We start from the raw sequence: 19,178 nt of genomic DNA, 5'->3' as shown, positions 1-19,178 counted from the left end.
TACACACTGGGGAATATATTATTACTATTAAAATAAAAGGAGGTGAATAGATTGGAGCATGATGATCATTTCCAGAAACAAAGTCAGTCAGAAAAACAAACCAGTTGCGTAGGTCCAATAAAATGTCAACAACTTGCTAATATCATCGGTGGGGAAGTTATTACTTCAACACCTGTTTGTGTTGTACAGCGCCTTCGTAATATTAAGGCCACTATTCTAGGACGAACTACTCGATCCCCTCTAGCTCTTCCGTTTGCACTTTCTTTTGAAGGGGTTTTGACAAATACACTAAACCTCGGAGAAACAGTATTACTTCAGGAAGAGGTAAATTCATTTATAACTGAGCTTCGCAAGAGAGGACTTATCGTTACAGCGTTGCATAACCATTGGCTTTTTGATAATCCTAGATTAATGTACATGCATTGGGAAAATGTTGGAGATCCAACTCAATTTGCAAGAAATAGTTTTAATGCTGCAGTTGCAGCAGGGTTGTTCAAAAAAGGCAAATAAATAGAGATAAATATGTATTAAATTAAAAGATCACCATAATTTAACTGCACCAAAAGTTAGTCAGTAACTGACATTTGGTGCAGTTTTATTTGGTTAAAACTAGAAGGTAAAACAAATACTATTAAATTTTATTTCACAAACAGAAATTTCAAGAGAGTATTGGACTATCATTGGAAACTGATGGTATCCCTATCATGGAGTGGTTGAAGCGATATGAATATCCTAGAATCACAGAGATTAAAAAAACTATACTTGTTATTCAACTCCGTATAAACTAAACTTACTCAATTATATGATGGATATGGGGCGTAATCTGTAGAAACAGCTTGATAGTACTATAATCATAAAAGAATTAAGTTCATTACAATACCGAACTCAATCCTTACAAGCCTTTAAAATAAATAAAAATAAAGTGTCAAACTATTGATTTAAAGTTTTATCACCAACAGTCTTTACCAAACTTATTGACAAAATTTAAAGCCTTTAAAATTCAATTCGGGGTTATGGGTTATTGCTAGTAAGATGAGCATCAAACATATCAATTATTTCTAGGAACCTGTCAGCTTCCCTAAAAACATGATCTGCTAAAAGTGGATGAATGATACTCTTTATTTTACATTGTTCAATTAAATCACGTGCTGTCTTCTTAAAGTCTCTAAGAGATGAAACTGATACACGATTTTGATCCAGAAATTGATCTAAAAGGGGGACTGTTTGTGATTGTGGTCTCATTGATTCTAAATCCCGAGCTTGATACAATAATTGGTCAAAATCATTACTAAAATTACGTGCTATATCAACCAACTTTCTTTCGGATGGATCCAGCAAATGACCAATAAATTTAGCGTGGTCTGCCATAATCCTTAAGAAAAATACATTTTCTTTAATAATAGCGTCTGGAAGTGCGTTCAATCGCCCTTCATTTAATTCAAGTAATCGTTTTCTAAAATAATTAGCTTCCCTACTTACATGATCAACTAACAGAGGAAAATTATTTGCTCCTGGCATTTTACAAGTCAAAATTAGACCTAGGACTTTTCGTTTAAACATATAGATACTGGTTGCAGCTAGTTGAACTTCTGAATTAAAATTTCTAATTTGTTCTGGATCAGTTTGAGTGGTGTATAGATGTGCAGTTTGTTCAATTTGTTCGAATAATTTATAAAATTGATTAGCTTCTTGAATTAGTTGAGTATCTTCTGCTCTAAATCCTAATCTTAGAAATAGCGAATGTTCTTTCATAATTCGAGACCAAAAAAGAATTTCATTTAACGATCGCTCAACAAACATTTGAGATGTAACACCAGTATCAGCATGTAAAAAGGATTCATCTCCCCTTATTTCAGTAACCCCCCCTGTAAATAATACATTCATTTTATTCTTATTATCTATGCCATTTAAATATACATGGAATAAATTTCAATGATTTTATGATAAACTGTATCAATACTAGTAAGTGATATCAGTAAGAAATACAAAAGGTGAGGTACCCCAGAAGTGCCCCAAAAGAATAATTAAAAATATACAATTATCAAAATCATAAAAGCATGAAATACTGTGAATACTTGATATTAAAGCAATCTAGCAATTAAAAACTATACGATACAAACCCATTTGAACTCCGGGAAAAAACAAAAACACACCACCTAAGAGGTTTCATAATAAGTACGAAACACTCGTTTACATGACGAGTGTTTTTTTATGCGAAAACGTTGATATCTCAGCATTTTTAAAAAGTCATTTAGTTATAACTCCTCTGATGGATGCCCTTTTAAAAGATTTGCGCCAAGAATATTTTGATCTCAAAAGGCAACTGGCGCAACAAAAGATACGGGTTATAGGATGGACACATGTAGAGGAATATTTCAGTGATGTACAAATAGCAACTGCTGGCAATGATGTCGTGCTTCGATATGCCAACCAAGCACTAAAGACTCAAGTAGAAAAATTATTGATCCATCATATTTATGAGAAGATTGAATGTTTCTGAGAAATTAGATCGTTTGAAGAAATAAACAATTTCTAAAGAGCCGTTTCTCTATAAAGAGGGGGTCTTTCAGGGGAGTATGTGAAATAATATACTTAAGCTAAAGGGTGCTTTCCATCAAGATGAACAGGACTTGTGTTTATGATTGATTAAGTCCCTTTGTTATGCTTTCACAGCCTCTCCCGTAATCCACATAGGGCTTTATAGCACCATTTAGACAACCATATAAAAGAAAGGTGACTTTTATAGTCACCTTTTCACTTGTATGTAACCATTTATTGATTGAATATTTGCTCATAACGGTGGAAGAATGCCACAGCGTGCGCTCTTGTTAGAAAATCATTTGGTTTAAACTCTACATCCGTTTTAGTAGTTGTTAAGTCGAAGTCACGTAGAAACTGGATGGCTTCTGGCTGAGATACTGTTTTTCCATAATGCATAGATGCTAGGATACGAGCAAAATTTCCACGTGTGATGTCTTTGACTGCATATACCTGTTTAGACGCTGATATACCACCAAGCGTTGGTAAAGCGTACTTACTTGCTAGTTGATAGTTTACATCTGCACTCCATGAAGAACTAGGTTTTGTTGAAGCTAATTCATCAGACTTAAAGTAACGGAAAAGTACAGATAACATCTGATTTTCTGTTAAATTTGTGTTTGGTTTCAGTAAGTTTTCGTATTTCTTTGTTGCAGGGTTGTATACGTTTGGATAACCGCTGATAAGACCTTTGTTTACTGCCCATTGAAAATCCTCTGCCCAGTACTGGTCTGCCTTGTAATCAGCGAAATTTGATATATTTATACTACCTACTGGAGTTGTAGGTGTTGAAGCTGAGTAGTTTAAATAACTTGATGCTACATACCCCTCTGTCCCGTCATTTCTTTTCACAGGATACCAAACAAAATGGTTTTTCTTCGTTGATACTGCTTCATATTCAAAAGGACCAGTAATGGTAACAATTTCGCCTTTACGTAAAGTACCCATAGATGGACTATCCGTAGTAGGCTTTGTCCTAACTGTTACATTAGTTGTTGCATTAACTTTTTGATTTGTTTTAAAAAAGTACTTTGATTTTGTTAATGGTAAATCAAAATCATAGTTCATCACTGAAAATTTAATATTTTCCCTGCTGTTAGAGTCATATTGAAAATGTTCGCGTGTAAAAGGCAGCTCTGTTAAGTCTATTAATTCTAATCTCTCAATAATTCGGAGAATTTTTTCTTGATAGGCATTTGCATTTCTTTCCCCAGTTGCTTGAACAAATGGACTATTTACTGGCTTAGTACCGTTATAAGCCATGATAGCGAAGTACCAATGTTCCAATATATCTCTTTCCCCACCGTTGATGCTAGGCAAATCCTTCCGCTTAAACATATCATCTAGAGTCTCCACACCAGCTCGAATATTATAGACAATATCGCTTTTTAGTCTATCTTGATTGTAGCCTGCTTGATTGGTAATTTGCATAATGCCAATTCCATTATCAGCTGTCACAATCGCTTTACCATTCCTATCGAAATGACGCCAATTTCCACTTTCACCTTCCGCTATTGCCTTCACAATTTCAGGAGGAACATTATAACTCAGTGCTGTTTCGGCTAACAAACAGTTCATTGTGGAATAATCAGGGTTGACCTTCGATGCCGAATCATACTTACATGTATTTGCAATATCATTAGCTAATACATTTTTATCTATATTTATCGTTAGAGAGAGGGCACCAATGACAATACCACTAATCAATGGTTTCAATAGCTTTTTCATATCTGGTTATTACACTTCCTTTCATATGTTCCAAAGTTAAAAGATTCAGATATATGTTATCATAAACCCAATATTTGGGATAGGGGTAATATTCAATGTTTCTTTCATTTAACAGGGTAGAGTGATAAATGATAGCCCTAACATATGATTCGGGGAAAGGGGTGTTAGTGTAACAAAATCTGTCATTTGGAGTATATGTATCAGTAAGTCAGCCGAATCTGCTTCTACGGGTTTTTATATTCATGCAGATTATAGTAGGTGGAGTCGTATATATGGTGACAAATTATAAAGAAGTAAAATACAACGTTGCTGGAAAATTTTTTCAACAACTTATAAAAACTATCCATAGGCTGATAGAACTTATGAAAAAATATTATATGAATACTAAAAAATAAAAAGATGCAAAAGAAGATTTGGTTAATACCCTCATCTTCTTTGGTGGAGGAACAAATATGATAAAAAGATCAATTTTGTTATTTTTAGTTACTTTCCTTCTGTTAACTGGGTGCAATGAACGAAATCAAGACAATATTTCTTTCCCTGTATTTAATTGGAATGGTCATAATTATATTGTTACTAATGAACCGATCCCAAATGATAAAATAGAAGAAAAAGTCGGAGAAATAAAAGAACAAACAACAGATTTACCTACAAAACACGAAGAGGGTTACAGGCTGAATACCGGAACGAATATATATAAAATAAGGGCTGTGGAAATTACGAATGATATTGATAGCAATATGGCGATAGAGATAGAAGGTGAATATAGAGTAGCGAGAATAATTGTTGACATAAAATAATAGTATTTAGCTTATGCCATTTGAATTTCTAACGAAATATGAGACTTGGAGAAAAAGTTACACACCTATAATATTTTGATAAATTAAAGGATTGACATACACAAAAAAACTCAAACCATTTTTGTCTGAGTTTCAGTAAAAAGGGTATTGGTTAAGCGAAATATGCTGATTGATGAAACAGCTAAATGACTGGGATGGATATAGTTTTTATTAAAAGGAAAAATGTAATGGGCAAACTCATCTCTTTTGTACAAACGAATATGACCTAAAAAACATAAAATATTCTAATCGTAATAATAGAGGGGAGGATACATTTGTCTAATAATCATGGATTCAATAAGCTTTGCAATGATTGCGAGAGGTGTGAAGACTGTAAAAGTTTCTCCAAGTATAGGGTTTCTAGTTGTCCCGATGTGCCAACTCAAGAAGAACCAGTACAATTTACCCCAGCTTATGGTTCAATTTATAATGTAGCTGGAGGAGATCCTACAACTGATTCAAATGTTGATTTCGACACAGTCGGACCTTTCAGTGGAACAACACCAAGTACAGTTGATGATTCTATTACTGTTAATAGCCAAGGGGTATATACTGTTACGTTTACAATTGAACTAAGAGCAAGTTCAGCAGGAACATCTAGTAATATTATTTTTCGTCTCTCTATAAATGGGACTCCTCTTGCAACAAAACAGATTGAATATCAAACCTTTGTAGCTGGTGCTATGAATGAAGTAGATGTAGTATCAAGAACAGACCAAATTGCGTTAAACCAAGGTGATGTTATACGAGTTGCCATAGTAAGCTCAACGGGACTCATAACTTATGATAATGCTGCATTGGTAGTAACAAAAGTTGCATAGGTCAAATATATATATTGTAATTGTGCGGTATAGTGAATTACGCAAAAAAAGTGTAAATTGATATTATCAAGTTTTATCAAAAGCGTACGGAAATACGCTAAACAAATTTCCATTACAAAATAAACACGATCGCATACGTGTATGTCAGAAACAAGTGAAAGACCACTCAACCCCAATCCTAATAAACTTGCAAGAATTTAAAAAACCTACACACCATCTAAGTAGTTGTCATAATAATTACAAAACACTCGTTTATCTGACGAGTGTTTTTTTTGCTAAACACAATACTGAGAGAGGTAAGGGAAAGCACGTAGTCCAATAATTTCAAAGATTGCATGGTCATTGAAGATATTCAACAGGAAATAATTATAGCCCCATCCCAAAATCCTTCTGCAAGCATTTCAAAAGGCAAGGAAAAGGAAGAAATCAGTCGCTTGATGGAGGAATGTGGGATTGAATTTGTCTATTCTTGCGCTTACCCGGGAAATTTTTTTATTCCTAAACAAACATTTGAACATTTTGTTAAAGGGAGATAGGGGGACTGACAAATGAAAATACGACTCCAATTGATATCCAACTACTATAAGAAAAATAGCTACCTGTTAAGGCAGCCATTTATGATTCCGCAACATTGCCCATAGCAATAGAAATTCGATTCCAACTGTTAATTTGATTAATCAAGATAACCAAATCGACATAAGCCTTTTCATCAAAATACTTGCGCACACGCTCATATAATTCATCAGGAACGCGTTTTTCTGGAATAAGCGTAATATGTTCCGTTAATTCTAATGCTACTTTTTCAGCATCTGAATAAAAAGTACATTCTCTCCAAGCGCTAATGCAGTATAAGCGCTGTTCAGTCTCTCCCATTTTCTTCGCATCAGCAGTGTGCATGTTGATGCAATAGGCACAGCCATTAATTTGAGAAGCTCTAATTTTAATGAGCTCACGAAGCTTTCTCTCAATAGCACTTTTCTTCGTGTATTTTTCCATTTCCATCATTATCTTCATAGCATCTGGTGCAATTTCATAATAATTCATACGTTGTGTCATTGTGAATCCCTCCATTATTTATTAGCTAATTCAACGGATAATTGATCCGCTTGATCAAGTGCATTTTGCAAGACATCTTCTGTATTCAATAAGGCTGTTCCTTGGACACGAAGAATATTAAAATCTTCTATTCCAAGAAAGGCAAACATTGATTTAAGGTATTTGTAAGAATACTCCACTTCGGTATACCAATCGCCATTTGTATAAATTGAACCACTTGCCTGTATGATGATCATGCTCCTTCCATCATTTAATAAGCCCACGGAACCATTTTCCGTATATTTGAATGTTTCTCGCGCAATTAGAATGTTATCCATATAATCCTTTAGCTTTGAAGGAATATTAAAATTATGCAAAGGCATTACAATTAAATATTTATTAGCACTTTTAAATTGAACTAAAATTTCATTCATGCGTTCCAAAACTTCATTTTCTTCGTGTGTTAAAGGATCTCCATTTCGTGAATGTTCCCAGCCACTTAAAACAATTTTATCTATCATCGGAACAACGTCTTCATATAGATTAATTTGCTCAATTACTTCATCATCCTGTTTATTTTCTTTGTATGTCCCTAGAAAATGATCTAATACTTGAAGGCTCAAAGATGTCTTTGACTCCACTTCAGGGTGTGCATTTATCACAAGTAGTTTACGCATAAAAATCCTCCAGTTAAATAAAGTTGTTACTAATCGTCGATTTATTTAATCGTTGATTAACTTTGTCTACAATATACGCTTTTCATTTTCGTTTGTCAAACTGATTCATTTATGTATAGCTAAAATGTGTTACTATCATGGTAAGCAAAATGTTTTAAGAGGGTGGAATAATGAAATATAGTGTGATGGTTGAATATGCCCTACACAGTCTTGTTTATTTAATTGATGTACCAAAAAATGAAAGTATAGGAATAAAGGATTTATCAGAATTTCAAGGATTATCGGAGACCTATCTTTCAAAAGTTTTAGGGAAATTGTCCAAGGAAGGCATTGTTAGCTCGGTATCTGGTGTAAAAGGGGGTTATCGACTCAATAGAAAACCTGAAGATATTACATTTTGGGATGTTGTACGAGCTGTTGAAGGTGAAGATCCGATATTTCAGTGTAAGAATATTAAAGCAAATTTTGCTTATCAAAATAAAAAACAAAAGTGTGAGTCTTGTTCAAGTCAATCGAACTGTACGATCAATAGTGTCATGCTGGAAGCGGAAGAACACATGCGAAATTATTTAAGAAGCAAAACGATAGCGTGGTTAGAAGAAGAATTACTGCGGACTCTACCAAAGGAGCAAATAGAAGAAGCAAAAAATTTTTTTAAAAAAACAAATTGATAACTTGAATCGAATCATTTTGGATGTATGTAAATTCGGTTTACCTGAATGAAAATCTAAAGCGAGAATTTTATGCTGAAGGAATTAACCAAAATTGGGAGAAACAAAAAACCGGCAAGGATGCCGGCTGCGGATGTTAAATGAAAGCTATTTTGAATTATTTTCGTTAGCAAATTTACCAGAAGCAAATTTTTTGTTTGCTTCAGCTTGTTGAATTTGTTGTCTGATTTGGTTAACATCAGTCTCGTTCCCGAATTCAACGTTCGTTGACTTCATTGCGTTCATAGAACCAGAAGCCTGTTGCTTTTTAGCTTCAGCTTGTTGAATTTGTTGTCTGATTTGATTAACATCAGTCTCGTTCCCGAATTCAACATTCATTGAATTCATTGCGGTTGGAGCTGCATTAGGAATTTTTGAGTTGAAATTTTGGTTGTTGTTATTATTCGCCATTAAATATCACCTCCTGAAAAGTAGTGTGTGCAGAAGGTTTTTTACTATCCATACATTTTAGAAAAACCTAACCGATTTGGACTGGCACTACAGAGTGAGGACCTCTAGTATCAAATTTGCATAGTTTAAGAAATCTAGTTTTCCTAGTATAATTGTAGTAAGTTCGTTATTGTGTTTAGAGATTGGAGAAATGTATGAAAGATCGTAAACAAATCGTTATCGAATCAACATTACAATTATTTACTGAAAAAGGGTATCAGCATACATCGGTTCAGGATATTTTAGATAAGGCAAATATTTCGAAAGGTACATTTTATAATTATTTTTCATCTAAAAACGAATGCCTGAAAGCCGTATTAGAGCAAAATCGTCAAGAGCGAAATGTTTTAAAAGAGGAAATTTTAGTTGGTAAGAAAAAAGATGATGTAGACGTTTTAATTGAACAATTAATCGCCACATTAAAAATTAAAGAAAAATATAATTTAATGCCATTATTTCGAGAAATCTCCTTTTTGCATGATGAAGAGCTGCAAGAAATTCTTGCGGAACATCGCTTTCATGAAATCACCTGGTTAAAAAACAGATTCTATGATATTTATGGAGAAGAAGGAAAGCACTATTATTATGAGTGTGCGGTCGTCTTTTTTGGCACATTCCAATATTTATCTTTTTATTGGAATTTGGCTACTAATATGACGATAGATCTAAAAAAAGTGGTTACTCGGTCATTGAAATATGTAGAAAGTTTTCTGCCAGAAATGATTAAGAGTGGAGAAATTCTATTAGAGCCACAGGAAATGTTTTTATTAGAAAAGGATCTAGCCTATAAGTCCATTACTAATAAAGAAATACAAGAGAAATTAGAGAAATTTTGTAAAAAAATCTCGACAATCGAACTTCCACAAAAATCACTCGAACTCTCTAGCTTGCTTTTGGATGAAATGAAGAGAGAAACACCCCGCATGAGTGTTTTAGAGATCATGCTACAGCCATTTCGTGCTTCTTTCGCTGAAACGATTTATAAATATGAAGCTGAAGAAATTGCCAACCTTTTCTGGCTCTTTATGAAGATGCAAAACAGCAAGGCATAAATGAATGATTGAATGACGAGACCAGCTTTTTAGCATAAAGTTGGTTTTTTCTTTTGAATTCGTTGGCTATTAATACTAGTGAGGGCATTAAGTTTTTTTCATTCTTCTGTCAGTGAATACTCGATACTTGGTGGAATCGTGTCATTTTTCATAAAGCGGAAATCATAAAAGTATACATTCCCACCAATTATACTTTGTTCTATAATTCCTATCCAATTCATGTTGAAACCGTATTAAGACACAACAAGTAAGCTCACCATAGACGACTATACATTCTTGGTTTAAGTGAATTACTAATTCAGGAAGTGTTATAATAATTTTACAGATTGTGGTGGTGGAGAGAGCTTGTGAAGGAAATAAGAAAACTATGGATGATTACATTTAAAATATTTTTAGAATTAATAAGAATTATTATCCTTTTTTCCATTATTGGATGCGTGATGTGGGGAGGCGCTAGGCTTATTTATACCTCTTTTGGAATAAATGTTGATGGTTCATACGCTGGGTGGCTGGGGGGAATCGCCATATATAGTTTATTGTTTGTCCTCTATCGTAATAAAGTGCAGTTTTCGGGATTTTATAATGGTCCATATCGCCAAAAATTATCTCCTACAACCACTACCATTTTTATTACGATTTCCGTTTTTTTATTAATACTGCCACTTTTTTGGCGTCCTCATTTTTAATATAGTTTCATTTGATACATTAAAAAGAATGAAAAGAGGGTTACTACTGTGAAAGAATGGAAGGATAGGGCAGAAGTATCTTTTGTCACGGATATTTCCCGATTCGATTACCTGAAACAGCAAATTCAAGAGGTGGCTGAAAAATTCAGTTTCAATCATCAGCAACTTGCGAAAATAGTTGATTTACCAATGAATGAGCTGGATAGTTTATTGAATAACAAGGGCAGCATCACGACGGAGCAGCTAGATAAGATTGAACGAAAAATAGCTATGTTATGTGTTGGCTTTGAAGGCTTTGATGCAAGGGAAAGAGCCGCATTGCTTTTGAATGACCTCATTAAGGATTACATGTTTTCAACGGCTAGTGTCGCGAAAATGATTCATGTAGAGGAAAAGGACTTAATCGATTTTAGACAAGAGATATCGATCGATAAGAACGTAGAATTGAAAATTTGCGTGAATAGTATCATGCTCCATTTTGTATTACATGACTAATGACAAGCCCTGGTATTTTGGACTAAATCATTCAAGAAGGAAGAATAAAAAATCTTCTCTTCTTCGCTGACATTCTTCATCACTTCCACGATTTCCTTCATACATAGTAATGATGAGAACCACACACATTAACCCCAAAAAGTATGGGGGTTCCAAAATGAAAAGTGCCAATAAAGTGTATGTGCTTTTATTGATCGTAGTTTTCTCATTCTCTATAACTGTATATGCAGAAGAAAATAAGGAAGGTATTCTTGTATACCATGTGAAATATGATTATGAAGCTATAAATAAATTTTTGGGCATGACAGTGCAGGAATACGACCAAGAGTGGAGGAAAGGTCTTTCGATTGCAGAGATGGCGGAGAAAAAAGGAATTGCTAGAAGAGAGGTAGAAGGCTATTTTTATCAATTTCATTATGAAGAAATGCAAAAATGGCGAAAAAAGGGTGTCATGACGGAGAAACACTATTTCCATCTTGTGTACGGATTAGCCGATGAAATAGAGGAATTTATTGATCGTAATCCCAACCGATAACATTTCTCTATACCCTAACAGTAATTCTTTTAAAGTTTAAAGGCAGAAATGTTGCTTGCACAACATTTCTGCCTTTGTTCATTTATTTTTGTGTAATACGCTCGAAAAACTCCAGTGTTCTGTTCATATCCGTAACATGTACATTGCATGTTTGACTATCTGCACAAATGTAATTACTGTGGTTGGTAAACGTGCCAACCACCTGTCCTTTAATGGAGGTAGTAAATAGGCCTACATCTGAATGGCGATTACAGATAGCGCAAATGCCGCGAACCGTGTTATTGGCAAATATCCCTTTGATCCCTTTTAGCTGCCCATTTTGCTCAAGGACAACATACTTTCGATGTGTGCCAGCATCATCCCAAGCAAGATAACAAATTTGCTGAAAATCGAGTGCTTCTAGATTTGGTAGCTTGAGCTTCTTTTCCTTTTTAAATAAGGCTTTAAGCGTACTAGCGGTCACCGGCTTGAACGGGATGACATATGGTTTTAATTGCTCTAAAAATGCATCGCCTTGTGCACGATCTGTGACAGCAAAAAGCTGGTCAATCAGCATTGTTTCTGCTGCTGATAATGCTAATTTTGTCGTTACCTCCGTATCAACAAGGCCACGTACTGCTAGGATAACGTTTTTATCCTTTGTTGTTGTCAGTGCATGTAAAATTTTATTTAATTGCTGTTCTAGTAAATGATAGTTGGCAACCGTTAAAAACGGCTGAATTGTTTGTTGTTCCATTTGAAATCTCTCCTGTTTATTAGGCTATTTGATTACTTTTTGGCCTAAAGAGATCATTCAATTTCTGTTAGTTTATAACTTAATCTTGACCTCTTTGACCTAAAGAAGTCGTTCTAGAGCATGCATTACAAGTGAATGCGATCATTTAGATCCCTCCTTTAAAGGAAACGTTGATTTATATGGGTTTTACATAAGGTTTTATAATAGGTTGAATTAAACAGGCGACCAATTTACATTAATTTGTTAAAAATTATAAGTGTCTATAGATATAGTAACATGTGATTGCCCTAATTGCTCTTGAATTGTTTTGAAATTTACTCCCTTTACAATGGGATAAGATGCAAAGGTTCATGCAAATTTATTAGACGAAATTGTTTGTCTATAATCAACATTTCCATCTTCATTATATGCAGGACACTATTTATTTTTCTTTTGTTAGGCTAATTTTTGTAATCTTGATGTATAAGAATTAGGATTGTTTAAGTAATTTTAATGAACTAATTATATTTCTACCACAAAAAAGAATAAAGTAAATTAGTGTAACATTTATAAAGAAATAAAGTATATTAAAGTGAATTTGAGTAATGCCATTTATAGTAAATAAAGCAATTGCGGATGATAACTTATTCTCACCGATGTAACTTATAAAGGGGAATGGGGCTCCAAATTTGTTAGAACCAAAAGATGCAAAGAAAATGGACATTAAGCTCATTAGAATGCTAATCCATAACAACGCCTTTTTGTTTGTACCTTGCATTAAGTCATCTCCTTTTATATTTTAACTACCCAATATTATTATTATATCGTAAAATGTTGAATATGGTAATATTTTGGGAATTTATAATAAAATATTATCCAGAATGTTTATTGTAATTTTTATACATATTGATTATAACAGCTTATGAAAATTTGAAAATTGATAATGCACTGTTTATTTTCTGAATTGTTGGAAAGGTAATAAATTGGTATAATGGACTGAATTGGTTAATGAAGGGGGATTTATGATGAAACAGATGGCTGAACGTATATTAATGAATGCTTGGAGAATTTATACATTGTAGGAGGCACTATGCTATTAAATAAAGAAGGTTTTGATTTATGGGCCGATGGATACGACCAAACGGTACAACACAGTGAGGAAAAGTATCAATACCCATTTGCAGGCTATAAAGCGATTTTAAATAAAATTTTCAATGAAGTGATGGCTGTTCCCGCTTCCACAGTTTTAGATATTGGCTTTGGAACAGGGGTATTAACGGCGAAGCTTTATGAACAGGGGCATTCGATTTATGGCTTTGATTTTTCTGCGAACATGATTGCCATTGCCAAGGAAAAAATGCCAGAGGCTCACTTAATGGAGTGGGATTTAATTAATGGCTTGCCACAGGAGCTATTACAGCAGCCCTACGATGCGATTATTAGTACGTATGCGCTCCATCATTTTACAGATGAGCTAAAGGCTGTGTATATCACACAATTATTACAGCACCTATCACCAACAGGGAAAATTTTAATTGGCGATGTAGCTTTCCAGACAAGAGAGCAGCTGGAGCAATGTCGTCAAGATAGCAAGGGATACTGGGATGAGGATGAATTTTACTTTGTCCATGAGGAACTAAAGGTCGCCTTACAGGAAATTTGTGAGTTAACCTTTTACCCACTATCACATTGTGGTGGAGTCTTTGTGATTAGTCGGAAGAATATAAATGCTGATTAGTGACCCCTTATATGGGGAGTTCGAAATCGATGGTTTGTTAGAGGAATTGATTGTAAGTAAGCCAGTTCAACGCTTAAAGGGTATTCATCAGGCTGGGGCAGGCTTTCTAGTAAATAGCAGGTGGACTATTTCAAGATTTGAGCATTCTGTAGGTGTCATGCTGCTTATTAGACAGTTTGGCGGTTCATTGCAGGAGCAGGTGGCAGGCTTATTACATGATGTGTCCCATACCGCTTTTTCCCATGTGGTGGATGTTGTCCTTGAAAATGAGGCGGAAGATTATCATGAAGCAATATTCATGGATGTTATCAAACAGTCTTCGATACCTGCGATTCTTGAAAAATATGGCTACGAGGTAGAGAACATACTAGATACATCCAGATGGTCGTTACTTGAACAACCTGCTCCAGCATTGTGTGCGGATCGTATAGATTATACATTAAGAGATATGTATTTTTATGGAAATTTAGCCTTGGAAGATATCCAAAAATTTTTACAGGACTTATTCGTTTTTCAGGGGAAATTGTGTGTTAAAACGATTGAACGTGCAGAATGGTTTGTAAAAATTTATTATCAGGAAGTGTTAGATTTTTTCTTGCACCCTTTAAATATCTATGCAACTAGTTCGTTAGCGCATGTATTAAAACTGTCGCTAGCAAAACAAATTCTAACGCTTCAAGATTTCCTAAAGACTGATCATGAGGTATTGCAGCAGATGAAGGCTTCACATGATCGAGACGTTCAAGCTCTTTTACAACAATTACATGAAAATGTAGAGGTAAGAGAAGAACAAGAGAATTATGACATTCATTTTCGCAATAAAGTGCGACTCATCGATCCAGCTATCTATCATCAACAGCAACTATGGAAGGCGAGCGAGGTATCTAATCATGTCAAAGCAATGAATGTCTGTGCTTTGGAAAGGTTTGAGCAGGGTGTTTATGTGAAAATAATCAAAGGGTAGGCAATCATTGAGGAGCTGTCAAAAGGCAGCTCCTTTTCTATAGGCCAACATGGATAAAATATATTTGCCAGAAAGCATAAATAGGGCATAGACAGCGAGCGCGCTCATAACAGAGATGCCTGGTTTAAACCAGCTTGTTAGGAGAAACGTGAGCACAGTAAATAATAGCATGCCGACCGCTCCAAATACCGTGTTTTGAAGAACAGCATGAAAGGTATCTTCTTTCATATTTTTCATTTGCATGCCCATATTAATGAGCGTCAATATCGGTAAGGCCGTAATAATACCTGATAAAAATAAATACTTAGATTGGCTAAGTAGTAGCGCTAGCACCATGATTGTGCCACCTACTAAATAGAGAAAGTATAACATGGGGTGCCCTCAATTAAATTCAGAATAGAGTAATAATACTGTGGAAGGAGAGTGTTCACAAGTACTCATTGATACTATTTAGCAAGAAACGCAGAAAGATAGATGTTTATGAAAAATAGATAGAATATTTGGGAGGGGGTGAGTTGTGATGTCCATTCTATCCTTTATGCTTTTATATGTAATAGCATACCAATCTCCACACTGTTGCATGAAATTGGGCATGCATTGGGTGTTATAGTATGTTCAAAGGAACGAGCCCATGTTTATTTGGGGGCAAAAAATTCTCCTGAAACCTTGCGTATAGGTCGTATACATTTCCATATTCGTTGGGGATTTTTTGGCTTCTGTACCCCGCAAAAAGGGGGTAATTTAACGCGCAAGCAGTCGCTTGGATTTATAGCGGGTGGTCCTATCATGTCTTTAGCAGTATTACTTTGTGCCAGCTATCTAGCCCGTTATTTTACTGATTATGCAGGGATACACTATTTTTTTAATGGCCTTTTTTATTGGAATACTTTTCAATTTCTTGCAACAGCATTCCCGCTAATTTATCCAAACTGGTATAAGCCCTATGCAGGATTACCCTCAGATGGCTATCAAATGCTAAGCTTACTGAAGAAAAATATCTGAAAATATAAACTTTAACGAGGTAGCTTTTAATGTATCGTATTATACGATATAATCGTGTGGAACGATATATTAAAGGAGCTATTACAATGATTAAAGATATAAATGATTATTTTACAACGATATTCTATCATCTACATACAACCCATGAAGATGTTATTTCCCATCAAAGTGTGCGTATTTTGCAAATGATTCAAAAGGAAGCGGAAGTGACGGTGCGTGATATTGCAGGGTTACTAAATATTTCTCCTAATACGGCATCAGAGCATGTGAAAAAGCTAGAGCGTCATGGCTGGGTGATGAAGGAGCGTGCAAGTGACGACCAGCGTAAGGTCATGCTACATTTGACAGCAGAAGGGCTACAAGTGTTGAAGAAAAACTCGGAGCTAGATGATGATAAGCTACAGCAAGCCCTTAATCAGCTAACTGAGCAGGAGCAACAAGCCATTCTACAGGCGTTTCGACGTCTAAGTGAGGTGGCAAAATAATGTATACATTCTTTAAAATTTTGAGTTCAGCAGCCATCATTGGCGTTGTGACGGAGGTTGCACGTCGATTCCCTACCTATGGAGGCATTATTGCTGCGTTGCCATTGGTGAGTATTTTAAGCATTATTTGGCTGACCGTGCAAAGTGAGTCGAGTGAGCATATTCAACGCTTTACAGTAGGCGTTATCGTTGGCTTGCCCGCAACGATGTGCATGCTATTTGTGATTTACATGGCGATGAAATCCTCTGTACATATTGTACTAGCTATTGGACTTGGTGTACTATCCTGGGCTGTATTTTTAGGCATACAAAAAGCGATTGCAGGGGTTTTTCATATTTCCATTTAAGAAGGGGTTTATAACATGACGATTATTGCCATACATCAACTACCAAAACAAACTGTAAGCGAATTTTTTCAGGAACATTGGGGTACGACAGAGATGGTCATTTCCAGTGGCATTTATGATTGTAGTGAATTAGCGGGCTTTGCTTTTATGAATGAGCAACAAATGATGATCGGTTTAATCACCTATATCATGCGAGAAGAGGACTGTGAAATCATTTCGTTAGATAGTACGGTTGAGGGGAAAGGTATTGGTTCTGCTCTTGTGAAAGCGGTAGAACAAGCAGCAATGGAGCAGGGCTGTACAAGCATATCACTTATTACAACAAACGATAATTTACATGCATTGAAATTCTATCAAAAACGAGGCTATTGTTTAATAGAAATACTGCGTAATGCAGTGGAAAAAGCAAGAGCCTATAAGCCTTCTATCCCACTCATTGGTAATGATGGTATTCCAATACGAGATGAAATACGTTTACAAAAACAACTTGACTGTCAATAAGTCAGGTTGTTTTTGTTATACTAGTTGGGAGGAAAGAGAGGGAAAGTATGAAAAAAATACTATTTATTTTAGTACTGAGTGTGCTTGTGGTCGGGGCAATCTTTATGATTTATCTCAAGAGCAATCCACCACTTGTTATTCAAAGCTATAGCAGCAAACAAGGCAATGAAGCAATCAAAATCATCGCACTTGAAAATACAGGGCTGCGTGAAATTAAGCTAAAGCAAATACTGGTGAATGATCAGCGTCCTGATAACGCGAAGCTTGTAATAAGTAAGTCAGAACCTTTTGAGGCGGAAACAAAGCTAGAGGGAAATGATCAACTATCTTTTCATAAATTAGCACAGCGAACGATCGTACCTCAAAGATACATAAATCAACAAGCTATTGGCGAGCAGCCACAGCATTATGCAGTACAAGTTCTAGCATCTAACAACCAGAAAGTAACAATACACTATGAATACTTAAAAATACCTTTTACGCTTACAGTTGAGCTTCAAGCCAACAAATAATCACTTTTTGTCTTATCCTTTATGCCTGTGTCAATTTCTAAGATTGTTTGGTGAAAAGCTCCTATCCCTCCTAGAACATGGTAATATTGTATTAACAGCAATTGTAATACTAGGAGGGACCTAATGGCATTTATCATCTTGGGTATAGTACTATTTATCTGTGTTGTCACTGTGGCTTTAGTGTTTATGAAAAAGCTTTTAAAAAATGATATTATGCTTGAAGTGACAGCCACTTGTGAAGGAAAAAATGAATACAATCAAGCGATTATGAAGATATATTTTAGGTATTCCATTGGACGTCTTGCCAGAAGGAAACGAGAAATGATAGGCAGTATTGAATGGTCTGAAGGGTGGATGCCTGTCAGCTATAATTTAAAAGAACATGGCGTGTATGATGAAGAACGACTTTTGTATGCAACGAATGAGCAAACGTATTCCACCTTTGAAATCAATGCGACGAATGCGCTTGATGAGCAAGGACGTGGAGAGGGCTACGTGGTCCTTGTATTAGAAAAGCCAAATACCTCTCATATGTCCCGAGCGGGTGTTATTCTCGCTGTGACAGCCAATATGGTTACATATCAATTATCAGACTCGACTAGCTGGCCCAATGATATGCTAGCGAACTAGCTATCCAATGTATTGGATAGCTTTTTTGGTATTTACAAGTAAAAATAGGCTGTTTATGGAACCAATTGCGGAAAATAACGTATAGAAAGAAGAAGGACTTGCAGGAGGAAGGAGGATATAGATGTCCGAACAACATAGCAAATACAATGATTCAAGGCTTGTCACAATAGATGAGCAAATATGTGCACTTTTGCAGCAACGAAAAGAGCAAGCTGCTCTTACTCCAGGCTTGCCTTCGGATGATACCATTTCGAAATGGGCACAGCAATATGGTTTCGATGATACTTTTTTAGCGTTGTTTTTCCAGTTGATTAAATCAGAAAAATACTATACTTCAAAGGTAGAACCTTCAGGCTTCCGTCACTATATCCCTGTATTGAAAACGGTAGCAAAGGGGGAGCGTTTGTATACGGTTTCTTATGTTCGTCAATATGACAATGCAAGTGTGGTGCAATTATTAATCGATTGGGATGAGCAGCAAGAACCTCAGCTAACGATTCAGCAAAAATTAGAACGAAAACATTTTGGTCTATACATTGATGTGTCCTATGAATGCCGAAGTAAAGGTACAGGTGGCTCAAATGGACATGAAAGCAGTACGTATGTGGTGACACCACCCTTGCCAGATGATTTAAGGGGACTTCATTTTGTTTTTACAGAATACGAGGATGCCTTTGAAGAAAAGCCGACAGGGTGGGCTATCACCATACAAGGTTAG

The 19,178-nt window shown here is 35.4% G+C and carries 25 protein-coding genes; 18 read left to right on the top strand and 7 right to left on the bottom strand.

Going from position 1 to position 19,178, the window contains the following annotated elements:
* Positions 1-117 precede the first annotated feature (117 nt).
* Complete coding sequence (locus QH639_RS22080; RefSeq protein WP_281116220.1) at positions 118-510, top strand: DUF1259 domain-containing protein; 393 nt, start codon at positions 118-120, stop codon at positions 508-510.
* A 501-nt stretch (positions 511-1,011) separates the two neighbouring features.
* Here QH639_RS22080 and QH639_RS22075 read toward each other — a convergent pair.
* Positions 1,012-1,884 (bottom strand): DUF2935 domain-containing protein, encoded by an 873-nt coding sequence (locus QH639_RS22075; RefSeq protein WP_481817306.1) that lies wholly within the window; start codon positions 1,882-1,884, stop codon positions 1,012-1,014.
* 310 nt (positions 1,885-2,194) lie between these two features.
* On the opposite strand from QH639_RS22075, the gene QH639_RS22070 reads away from it, so the two are divergent.
* Positions 2,195-2,500 carry a YhjD family protein gene (locus QH639_RS22070; RefSeq protein ID WP_281115251.1) on the top strand — a complete coding sequence of 102 codons (306 nt, stop codon included), beginning with the start codon at positions 2,195-2,197 and terminating at the stop codon, positions 2,498-2,500.
* A 272-nt stretch (positions 2,501-2,772) separates the two neighbouring features.
* On the opposite strand, the gene QH639_RS22065 is transcribed toward QH639_RS22070, so the two are convergent.
* A complete protein-coding gene (locus QH639_RS22065; protein ID WP_281115250.1) occupies positions 2,773-4,266 on the bottom strand; it encodes an SH3 domain-containing protein in 1,494 nt (497 codons plus the stop codon).
* A 452-nt stretch (positions 4,267-4,718) separates the two neighbouring features.
* Between QH639_RS22065 and QH639_RS22060 the strand changes: the two genes are divergently transcribed.
* Positions 4,719-5,066, top strand: a complete 348-nt coding sequence (locus QH639_RS22060; protein ID WP_048394556.1) for a hypothetical protein — start codon at positions 4,719-4,721, stop codon at positions 5,064-5,066.
* Between the two features lie 413 nt (positions 5,067-5,479).
* Positions 5,480-5,926, top strand: coding sequence for a hypothetical protein (locus QH639_RS22055; RefSeq protein WP_131520348.1), 447 nt, complete (start codon positions 5,480-5,482; stop codon positions 5,924-5,926).
* A 615-nt stretch (positions 5,927-6,541) separates the two neighbouring features.
* Here QH639_RS22055 and QH639_RS22050 read toward each other — a convergent pair.
* Positions 6,542-6,982, bottom strand: a complete 441-nt coding sequence (locus tag QH639_RS22050; protein WP_131520347.1) for a carboxymuconolactone decarboxylase family protein — start codon at positions 6,980-6,982, stop codon at positions 6,542-6,544.
* 14 nt (positions 6,983-6,996) lie between these two features.
* Complete coding sequence (locus QH639_RS22045; RefSeq protein ID WP_131520346.1) at positions 6,997-7,638, bottom strand: FMN-dependent NADH-azoreductase; 642 nt, start codon at positions 7,636-7,638, stop codon at positions 6,997-6,999.
* Between the two features lie 170 nt (positions 7,639-7,808).
* Between QH639_RS22045 and QH639_RS22040 the strand changes: the two genes are divergently transcribed.
* Positions 7,809-8,309, top strand: a complete 501-nt coding sequence (locus tag QH639_RS22040; protein ID WP_103118029.1) for an RrF2 family transcriptional regulator — start codon at positions 7,809-7,811, stop codon at positions 8,307-8,309.
* Positions 8,310-8,456: 147 nt separating this feature from the next.
* Here QH639_RS22040 and QH639_RS22035 read toward each other — a convergent pair whose 3' ends face one another.
* A complete protein-coding gene (locus QH639_RS22035; protein ID WP_131520345.1) occupies positions 8,457-8,759 on the bottom strand; it encodes a gamma-type small acid-soluble spore protein in 303 nt (100 codons plus the stop codon).
* Positions 8,760-8,953: 194 nt separating this feature from the next.
* Between QH639_RS22035 and QH639_RS22030 the strand changes: the two genes are divergently transcribed.
* The 4 genes from QH639_RS22030 to QH639_RS22015 all read left to right on the top strand — a co-directional run bounded on the left by QH639_RS22030 (position 8,954) and on the right by QH639_RS22015 (position 11,566).
* Positions 8,954-9,850, top strand: a complete 897-nt coding sequence (locus QH639_RS22030; RefSeq protein WP_131520344.1) for a TetR/AcrR family transcriptional regulator — start codon at positions 8,954-8,956, stop codon at positions 9,848-9,850.
* 347 nt (positions 9,851-10,197) lie between these two features.
* Positions 10,198-10,536 carry a hypothetical protein gene (locus tag QH639_RS22025; protein ID WP_250783594.1) on the top strand — a complete coding sequence of 113 codons (339 nt, stop codon included), beginning with the start codon at positions 10,198-10,200 and terminating at the stop codon, positions 10,534-10,536.
* 48 nt (positions 10,537-10,584) lie between these two features.
* Positions 10,585-11,031, top strand: coding sequence for an HTH domain-containing protein (locus QH639_RS22020; RefSeq protein WP_131520343.1), 447 nt, complete (start codon positions 10,585-10,587; stop codon positions 11,029-11,031).
* A gap of 157 nt (positions 11,032-11,188) precedes the next feature.
* Positions 11,189-11,566 carry a hypothetical protein gene (locus QH639_RS22015; protein ID WP_131520342.1) on the top strand — a complete coding sequence of 126 codons (378 nt, stop codon included), beginning with the start codon at positions 11,189-11,191 and terminating at the stop codon, positions 11,564-11,566.
* Positions 11,567-11,648: 82 nt separating this feature from the next.
* Here QH639_RS22015 and QH639_RS22010 read toward each other — a convergent pair whose 3' ends face one another.
* A complete protein-coding gene (locus QH639_RS22010; RefSeq protein ID WP_131520341.1) occupies positions 11,649-12,302 on the bottom strand; it encodes a FusB/FusC family EF-G-binding protein in 654 nt (217 codons plus the stop codon).
* 1,069 nt (positions 12,303-13,371) lie between these two features.
* On the opposite strand from QH639_RS22010, the gene QH639_RS22005 reads away from it, so the two are divergent.
* Both QH639_RS22005 and QH639_RS22000 read left to right on the top strand, forming a co-directional pair.
* Positions 13,372-14,019: a class I SAM-dependent methyltransferase gene (locus QH639_RS22005; RefSeq protein ID WP_131520339.1), complete on the top strand. Its 648-nt coding sequence runs from the start codon at positions 13,372-13,374 to the stop codon at positions 14,017-14,019.
* Positions 14,009-14,983 (top strand): HD domain-containing protein, encoded by a 975-nt coding sequence (locus QH639_RS22000; RefSeq protein WP_131520338.1) that lies wholly within the window; start codon positions 14,009-14,011, stop codon positions 14,981-14,983. Before QH639_RS22005 ends, QH639_RS22000 begins: the two co-directional genes overlap by 11 nt.
* Before the next feature lie 18 nt (positions 14,984-15,001).
* On the opposite strand, the gene QH639_RS21995 is transcribed toward QH639_RS22000, so the two are convergent.
* The gene (locus QH639_RS21995) at positions 15,002-15,355 is read right to left on the bottom strand and encodes a hypothetical protein (protein ID WP_227744884.1); all 354 of its coding nucleotides are present in this window, start codon (positions 15,353-15,355) and stop codon (positions 15,002-15,004) included.
* 414 nt (positions 15,356-15,769) lie between these two features.
* Between QH639_RS21995 and QH639_RS21990 the strand changes: the two genes are divergently transcribed.
* From QH639_RS21990 to QH639_RS21960, 7 genes are all read left to right on the top strand, one after another.
* Positions 15,770-15,985 (top strand): hypothetical protein, encoded by a 216-nt coding sequence (locus QH639_RS21990; protein ID WP_281115249.1) that lies wholly within the window; start codon positions 15,770-15,772, stop codon positions 15,983-15,985.
* Positions 15,986-16,071: 86 nt separating this feature from the next.
* On the top strand, positions 16,072-16,470 hold the full coding sequence (locus QH639_RS21985) for a MarR family winged helix-turn-helix transcriptional regulator (RefSeq protein ID WP_131520412.1): 399 nt from the start codon (positions 16,072-16,074) through the stop codon (positions 16,468-16,470).
* Positions 16,470-16,817 carry a DUF3147 family protein gene (locus QH639_RS21980; RefSeq protein ID WP_016993931.1) on the top strand — a complete coding sequence of 116 codons (348 nt, stop codon included), beginning with the start codon at positions 16,470-16,472 and terminating at the stop codon, positions 16,815-16,817. The genes QH639_RS21985 and QH639_RS21980 overlap by 1 nt, the downstream gene beginning before the upstream one ends.
* A gap of 15 nt (positions 16,818-16,832) precedes the next feature.
* A complete protein-coding gene (locus tag QH639_RS21975; RefSeq protein WP_048394534.1) occupies positions 16,833-17,318 on the top strand; it encodes a GNAT family N-acetyltransferase in 486 nt (161 codons plus the stop codon).
* A 47-nt stretch (positions 17,319-17,365) separates the two neighbouring features.
* A complete protein-coding gene (locus QH639_RS21970) occupies positions 17,366-17,830 on the top strand; it encodes a hypothetical protein (RefSeq protein ID WP_131520336.1) in 465 nt (154 codons plus the stop codon).
* Positions 17,831-17,953: 123 nt separating this feature from the next.
* Positions 17,954-18,460, top strand: coding sequence for a hypothetical protein (locus tag QH639_RS21965; protein ID WP_131520335.1), 507 nt, complete (start codon positions 17,954-17,956; stop codon positions 18,458-18,460).
* A 121-nt stretch (positions 18,461-18,581) separates the two neighbouring features.
* Entirely contained in the window at positions 18,582-19,178 is a 597-nt protein-coding gene (locus QH639_RS21960; protein ID WP_131520334.1) for a hypothetical protein, read from the top strand.

The sequence above is a fragment of the Lysinibacillus sp. 1 U-2021 genome (genome assembly GCF_029916965.1).
Lineage (GTDB): Bacteria > Bacillota > Bacilli > Bacillales_A > Planococcaceae > Lysinibacillus > Lysinibacillus capsici.
Note: the sequence above shows the minus strand (reverse complement) of the source record. Positions and strands in the feature narration are given on the sequence as shown.